The 6,076-nt window shown below is 29.0% G+C and carries 9 protein-coding genes; all 9 read right to left on the reverse strand.

All coding sequences use genetic code 11. From position 1 onward, the window contains the following. Nucleotides 1-270: 270 nt before the first annotated feature. Nucleotides 271-726 carry a hypothetical protein gene (locus tag KO506_RS12275; RefSeq protein WP_215995214.1) on the reverse strand — a complete coding sequence of 152 codons (456 nt, stop codon included), beginning with the start codon at nucleotides 724-726 and terminating at the stop codon, nucleotides 271-273. A gap of 161 nt (nucleotides 727-887) precedes the next feature. Beyond that, entirely contained in the window at nucleotides 888-1,613 is a 726-nt protein-coding gene (locus KO506_RS12280) for an SMI1/KNR4 family protein (protein WP_215995215.1), read from the reverse strand. 160 nt (nucleotides 1,614-1,773) lie between these two features. Beyond that, complete coding sequence (locus KO506_RS12285) at nucleotides 1,774-2,325, reverse strand: hypothetical protein (protein ID WP_215995216.1); 552 nt, start codon at nucleotides 2,323-2,325, stop codon at nucleotides 1,774-1,776. 133 nt (nucleotides 2,326-2,458) lie between these two features. Continuing rightward, a complete protein-coding gene (locus KO506_RS12290) occupies nucleotides 2,459-3,007 on the reverse strand; it encodes a hypothetical protein (RefSeq protein WP_215995217.1) in 549 nt (182 codons plus the stop codon). Between the two features lie 123 nt (nucleotides 3,008-3,130). Further along, nucleotides 3,131-3,616 carry a hypothetical protein gene (locus tag KO506_RS12295; protein ID WP_215995218.1) on the reverse strand — a complete coding sequence of 162 codons (486 nt, stop codon included), beginning with the start codon at nucleotides 3,614-3,616 and terminating at the stop codon, nucleotides 3,131-3,133. A gap of 195 nt (nucleotides 3,617-3,811) precedes the next feature. Further along, on the reverse strand, nucleotides 3,812-4,246 hold the full coding sequence (locus KO506_RS12300; RefSeq protein ID WP_215995219.1) for a hypothetical protein: 435 nt from the start codon (nucleotides 4,244-4,246) through the stop codon (nucleotides 3,812-3,814). Between the two features lie 206 nt (nucleotides 4,247-4,452). After that, nucleotides 4,453-4,788, reverse strand: a complete 336-nt coding sequence (locus KO506_RS12305) for a hypothetical protein (RefSeq protein WP_215995220.1) — start codon at nucleotides 4,786-4,788, stop codon at nucleotides 4,453-4,455. Nucleotides 4,789-4,793: 5 nt separating this feature from the next. Further along, nucleotides 4,794-5,231, reverse strand: a complete 438-nt coding sequence (locus tag KO506_RS12310; RefSeq protein WP_215995221.1) for a hypothetical protein — start codon at nucleotides 5,229-5,231, stop codon at nucleotides 4,794-4,796. A gap of 132 nt (nucleotides 5,232-5,363) precedes the next feature. Beyond that, on the reverse strand, nucleotides 5,364-6,076 hold a 713-nt coding region (locus tag KO506_RS12315; RefSeq protein WP_215995222.1), incomplete at its 5' end, for a DUF6896 domain-containing protein.

A 6,076-nucleotide genomic window follows, 5' to 3' on the forward strand; every position in this document is an offset into this window, starting at 1 on the left:
CTCTTGGTGTGTTTTCCGATGGTAAGTTCGGCTAAAATTTTTAATTTGAAAGGTTCACTGTAACGTCTAATTACTTTGTCATTTTTATACATAATGTTTAAAATTATGTAGCCTTTATTCCGGATAAGACATAATGTTTTACAACGTGTTTGTACAAGGTTAGTTGCTGTGGTTAAGCAATAAAGCTAATAAATAATAACTGACAAAGAAAATCCGAGAGGATTTTCGTAAGTAAGCAAAAAGCAAGCAATTAATTTTGTACGGTGTTGGCTACAGTATTTTTCCTTTTATATACTTTTTTTCAGTTAAGAATTTTTTCAATTCATTTTCATATTTTTCAAAGTCAAATTTTTTCAGTTTTGACAGTCGAGTTAAACATTTTGATTCAATTAAAATTTCAATGCAAACTTTTTCAATTAACTCGTCTTTTTTTAGGCTAATGATTTCGTCAAATTCAATTTTGCAATCAATTTCCGCACAATTATTATACTTGATTTTAGTTCCGTCTACAGAAGAAGTCCTTTCTCCATTTTTTAAAATAGGTCTTTTTTTCTTAAAGAACTTGTCAAATTCAGGTTTTACTGTTATTAGTCCAAAATACAGTTCTTTCAAATCTTCTCCATAATTCTTATCCTCAAAAAAAGATTCTAATTCAATTGATAAATCATTTATCCAATTATTCTGTTCTTGAGTAAGATTTGTATATTGTGCTATTCCAAAAGTCAATTTTACGTTCAGTTTTATATTGTTGCCAACGTGTTTGTGTATGGTTAGTTGCGTGTTTCAGCAACTAAATTAGCAAATACAAACCGAATAGAAAATCCGCGAGGATTTTCGTAAGTAAGCCTTTACTAGCAATGAATTATACACGGTGTTAGCAGTTGTTTTTATTTTCCAAAAAGTCTTGATAAAAAGCCTTTTTTCTTATTTTTTATTACCCAAACTAATTCGGTTGGATGTCTTTCCGTAAATTGATTCGCACCAAACTTTCCCCAAGCAAAACCATCTTTATTTTTTCCCTTTCTCAAATCAGCAACAGTCCATTCGTCTCCGTCAAATTTTTTCAGAAAATCTCTAAATTCAGGATTTTTATTTTCAAATTCAGTTTTGGATGAACACAAGTTGTTTTCGTCCCAAATTGTCATAACTGTTTTGTCGTGAATTTCATTCATATGGCATCTGTCTGGGCTTTCATAAAATTCCAACAAGTGCTTTAGATATTCATTCAAGTTTTGTGAGTGGACAACAAATACCGCTGGGTCGTGACAAGCAAAGAATACTTTATTAGGTTTTCCATTATCATTCAAGTCCAAAATCCAATGATTTCCAAATCCATCGTGTCCAAGCGTAAGAGAATTTGCGGATAATTCCCAAAATCCGAATTGTCCAATTGAGTCGAAATAAACCATTTCAGGTCCGTAACCACCCCAACCTTTCGTTTCTTTAAGTATTTCGATTATTTCGCTGTCAATATTTTTATTTGGGAATTGTTCTTTTAGTTGTTCAATTTCCGAATCAGATAATCCATCTTGAAATTCAAGTTGGTATTTTTCTCCATCTTCGTCTGTAAAGGTGGATTCTTTTAATTTTCCTATTATTTCAAGATTTGTCATATCGTTTTTCTCAAATAACTGCTAACGTGTTTGTACAAGGTTAGTTGCGTTGGTTAAGCAATAAAGTTAATAAATAATTAGCGACAAAGAAAATCCGCGAGGATTTTCGTAAGTAAGCAAAAAGCAAGCAATTAATTTTGTACGGTGTTGGCAACTGGCTTTATTTCAAATATTTTTCTAATTCAGAAAGTTCCATAATCACAGAACTCGAATTGACATTAAAACACGCGCTTCCAATTCCGTAATTAATGTTAAATTCCATTTGATTTTTATCGGTAAATGAAATTCCGAATTCGTTTAGTTTATAATATCTAAAATCTATCCACTTCATACAATCGCTAATTTCAGGAATTTTAGAATTAGAATCATATTTAGCTTTTAGTTTTACATTAATTATTTTTTCCAATTCTATTCCACTTTTATTGAAAAAGTCCGAGTTTCTTATAATTGTTGTTTCAGTTTTGCCAATTTGTAATAATTCGTAATTATAAGAATATCGACCTTTGTAGTCTGGTTTTCCAATTGATTTGAATAAATGATTATTGAATTCACAAGTTTTAATTCTCAAAACATCTGAATATTTAGATTTCTCTTTTGTCAATTCTTTACAAACTATTTTTAAGTCATTTCTTTGAGCTTCCACTTTACACGAAAAAGTCAAAATTAAAACCAAAATCATTAATGTAAATTTCATTTTTTCAATGTTTCTCATTCCGTTTTTTTGCTTGTTGCCAACGTTGATGTATAAGATTAGTTACGTGTTTTAAGCACTAAAGTTAGCAAATAAATCACAGATAGAAAGTCCGCTAGGACTTTCGTAAACTGGCTAAAACCAGCAATTAATTTTATACGGTGTTACCTGCAGGTTTTTTTTCTAATTCTTTCATTTTTCGTTTATATTCTCTTTTTTTATTTCGTTCAATTTTTCTTTTTTCACGTTTGCTTAGTTTCCTCCAAAATAACCATTCAACATATTTTTTCTTAAATTTCTCAATTCCTAAATCTTTAATTGAAGGAAGATAGTATTCAATTAAATTTGGATTGCCTTCGCAAAACTCCAAAAGACAATTTTGTATTCCAGTTAATTGAAAGTATGGCATATTTTCAATTCTGTCAGCCACAATAATTGCTAATTCTCCTTTCGTCAAATTCCGTTTTTGACATTCCGATTTAATTTTAGTCAAAGATGAGTCAGTAAAAAATTCGGAAAGAATTTTCAATGAGTTTTCTCCAAAGGCAATAATTTTTTTCGCCTGTTTAGTTTTTGTAATTTCTTTAGAATTTTCCGTTTCCGAAATTCCGTTTAACAATAAATCAATTTCTGATTTCGTTTGTGAGAAACCAAAATTTAGATTTAAAATCGAAATTATTATTATCAGACGTATTTTTTTCATACTTGCAGGTAACGTTGTTGTATAAGCTTTGTTGCGTTGTTTAAGCAGTGAATTTACTAAATAAAACACGAACGGCGAAATTCCGGAGGAATTTCCCAAGTGAGCTAAAACCAGCAATAAAGTTTATACGGTGTTGTGTATAGTGTTTTTATTCAAACTTATAGTTTTCCACAGTATTGTAATTCCAATTGTTGTAAGAATTGTTCCTCCTATAAAAAATGATAATCCGTAATTTTTGGCAAATATTCCGCAAAAATAATTCAAATATTGATTTGTAATTCCAGTGAGAAAAAAACCTGTCAATGTAATTCCAATAATAACTAAAAAAAGTATTATTGAATTTATTGTATGAATTTTTTTTCTCCAATTTATTATTCCAATAGTTAAAATTCCAATCAAAATTATTCCAATAGTCCATATTGCTCTATTCGCAAAGAATTGTCCTAAACTCTCAGATGTTAGAGATTCAAATTTTTTCCAATTTTCATTAATTACTGCATCGTATATTTTTCCTTGAGATGCTATATATAATCTTTGAATTCCATTTATTATAAATAGTAGAGAGAAAGTTTCCAGCAATATTAATTTTATATTTATCTGTTTTTTCATTTCGGACATTATACACAACGTGTTTGTGTATGGTTTGTTGCGTTGTTTAGCAACTAAGTTAGTAAACTTTTACGAACTTGCGAATATTCCGCAGGAATATTCGCAAGTAGGCTCAATAAAGCAATTAATTATACACGGTGTTGGCAATACGTGCTTTATTTCATAATTCCGAAAACTGATAATTCATTTGAACTATTATTTCGATTTGTATTTAATTTCAATGTCACGCTCTAAAATTATTTCTTCGTCTAAATTAATTCTGATTTTTACAACACCCTCAGGTACAATGACTTTTCTGAATTTTCTCTTATTCCAAGTGTTATGAGTTTTCTTTTTAGGCTTAAATTTATATTCACTTGATTGTGCTAGATAATTTCCATTAGTATCAAGGAAGTCCATTGATGTAACATAACTTTTTTTCTCAAGATTAAACCATTTGACATATAAAGTGACTTTTTCTCCCTCTTTCACATAAATTTCTTTCAAATCATCTAATGGTACATTCTTTTCAGATAATCCAGAGCATACAATTAGTCTAGCTTTAACATCTTTTGCACCAGTTTGTCCATAAGTTGTTTTACAAGAAAGTAGTATTGAAGTAAATAATAAGAATAGAATTTTTGTTTTCATTTTAGTTAGTGTTTTTTTATTATTTCAATAAATATGTCTTTTTCTATCGTTCGAGTTCAGCATTATTGCCAACGTTATTGTATATGGTTTGTTGCGTGGTTTAAGCAACTAATTTAGTAAATAATTACCGACAAAGAAAGTCCGCGAGGACTTTCGTAAATTGAAAAAAGCGAGCAATAAATTATATACGGTGTTGGCAACTGGCTTTATTCCGTTATTGCTTGTTCTTTATATAATTCAACAAATTCCTTTGCATCTTTCATAGATTGTGGGTATTTAGCATAATTAGCTGTCCCACATATTTCTCCTTTTTCATTTTTAAAGACTTGTTCCCAAATGTGATAATATTTAAATCCGTTTTCTACTAAAAAATTCACGACTTCCCATTTTTTAATATCGGTCTGTTTTGGTGGTTGAAACAAATGATATAATTCAGTCATTGGTTTTTTGCATTGAGGACAAATTGAAATATGTACCTTTTCCATATTAATTGGTCGGTTAAATGCTTTTCGACAATCTAAACACACTTTTTTGTATCCCATTTTCTCTATTTAGGCCATTTATATTCATCATCATTTTCAAAAGGAACTCCAAGTTCAAAACTTGTTACTGTTTCAAATTCAGAATCTAAATTCAGCCAAAACTTTTCATTAAAATGAGAGGTAAAAGAAGGATAATCGTCTATTTCCCAATTATTAATAATGTTTTTAAAAACTTCATTTTTTATAAAATCAATATTTGCATTTATTATTTTAGTTCCATCGTAACTTAAATTCGGATTTGAAGTTAAAATATAACCAAGTTTATTATTTTCGTCTTCATAAAAAGTCAAACGTATTCTATGTTTATTATAAGTTAATAGAATTTTATTTTCGTCTTCTTTGTCTGTTTTTTCACTGTCAGGCTTTCCAAGTATTTTTTTAATTTCGGCTTTTTTCATTCCGAATTTTAATTCTCCAATTCCAATTTCAGGTTTTATTTCCATTTGAGTGAGTGCTTGTTGCCAACGTTGTTGTATAAGATTAGTTGCGTGTTATAAGCACTAAAGTTAGTAAATAAATCACAGATAGAAAGTCCGCGAGGACTTTCGTAAACTGGCTAAAACCAGCAATTAATTTTATACGGTGTTGGCAACTGGCTTTTTGTTCCGATTTAATATTAATTCATTATTTATTCCATTTGGTAACTCTATTAGATAATCAAAACTCCATAATGTTTTAATTACTTTTCTCATATTTTCAGTCTTATTGTCTAAAATTTGATTTGCTTTTTTTAATGATTTTGTTGTTTGAATAAATTTCATCAAATAATAAGTGTCCAATTCTCCAAACTCAATTCCGTTGTTAATTTGAATATCTAAAAACTGCTCCGTATTTGTATTTGTAAATGAGCAACTTTTTCCGTGAAAATGATAATTCCATTCGCTATTTATTTTCCCTCTTTGATTTTCGCTTCTTTTTGTTTTTAATTCGTAAATCTCATTAGAGTTATTCAGATTAATGTTAAACGTTTCAGCCATTAGGTTCATTAGAGAATGAGCTATTTTATCAAACAATTCGATACAATGATAAAATTCAAGTATATTTTCTAAAACTTTTTTTGTTGATATACTTGGAACAATATTCAGTTTATTCAGCCATTCAATTCGAGTTATCACATAATTAGGTAATTCCTTTTGTAAATCTAATACGTAATTTCTTGTCAACTTCTCATCAGTAACAACAAACAATAAATTCTCATTTTTATTTAAAAGTTCTCGGACTTTTCCAATTTCTAGAGGTTTTTTGATGTTTATCGTCATTTTTTTAGCTGTCTTGTCCTGAAATATGG

This window comes from Polaribacter vadi (genome assembly GCF_018861005.1).
In the GTDB taxonomy this organism is placed as follows: domain Bacteria; phylum Bacteroidota; class Bacteroidia; order Flavobacteriales; family Flavobacteriaceae; genus Polaribacter; species Polaribacter vadi_A.

What these genes read in the sequence shown, in the direction of transcription:
- KO506_RS12280 (WP_215995215.1), bottom strand. Translation starts at nt 1,613, where the DNA reads ATGACAAATCTTGAAATAATAGGAAAATTAAAAGAATCCACCTTTACA.
- KO506_RS12295 (WP_215995218.1), bottom strand. Translation starts at nt 3,616, where the DNA reads ATGAAAAAACAGATAAATATAAAATTAATATTGCTGGAAACTTTCTCT.
- KO506_RS12285 (WP_215995216.1), bottom strand. Translation starts at nt 2,325, where the DNA reads ATGAGAAACATTGAAAAAATGAAATTTACATTAATGATTTTGGTTTTA.
- KO506_RS12290 (WP_215995217.1), bottom strand. Translation starts at nt 3,007, where the DNA reads ATGAAAAAAATACGTCTGATAATAATAATTTCGATTTTAAATCTAAAT.
- KO506_RS12300 (WP_215995219.1), bottom strand. Translation starts at nt 4,246, where the DNA reads ATGAAAACAAAAATTCTATTCTTATTATTTACTTCAATACTACTTTCT.
- KO506_RS12305 (WP_215995220.1), bottom strand. Translation starts at nt 4,788, where the DNA reads ATGGGATACAAAAAAGTGTGTTTAGATTGTCGAAAAGCATTTAACCGA.
- KO506_RS12310 (WP_215995221.1), bottom strand. Translation starts at nt 5,231, where the DNA reads ATGGAAATAAAACCTGAAATTGGAATTGGAGAATTAAAATTCGGAATG.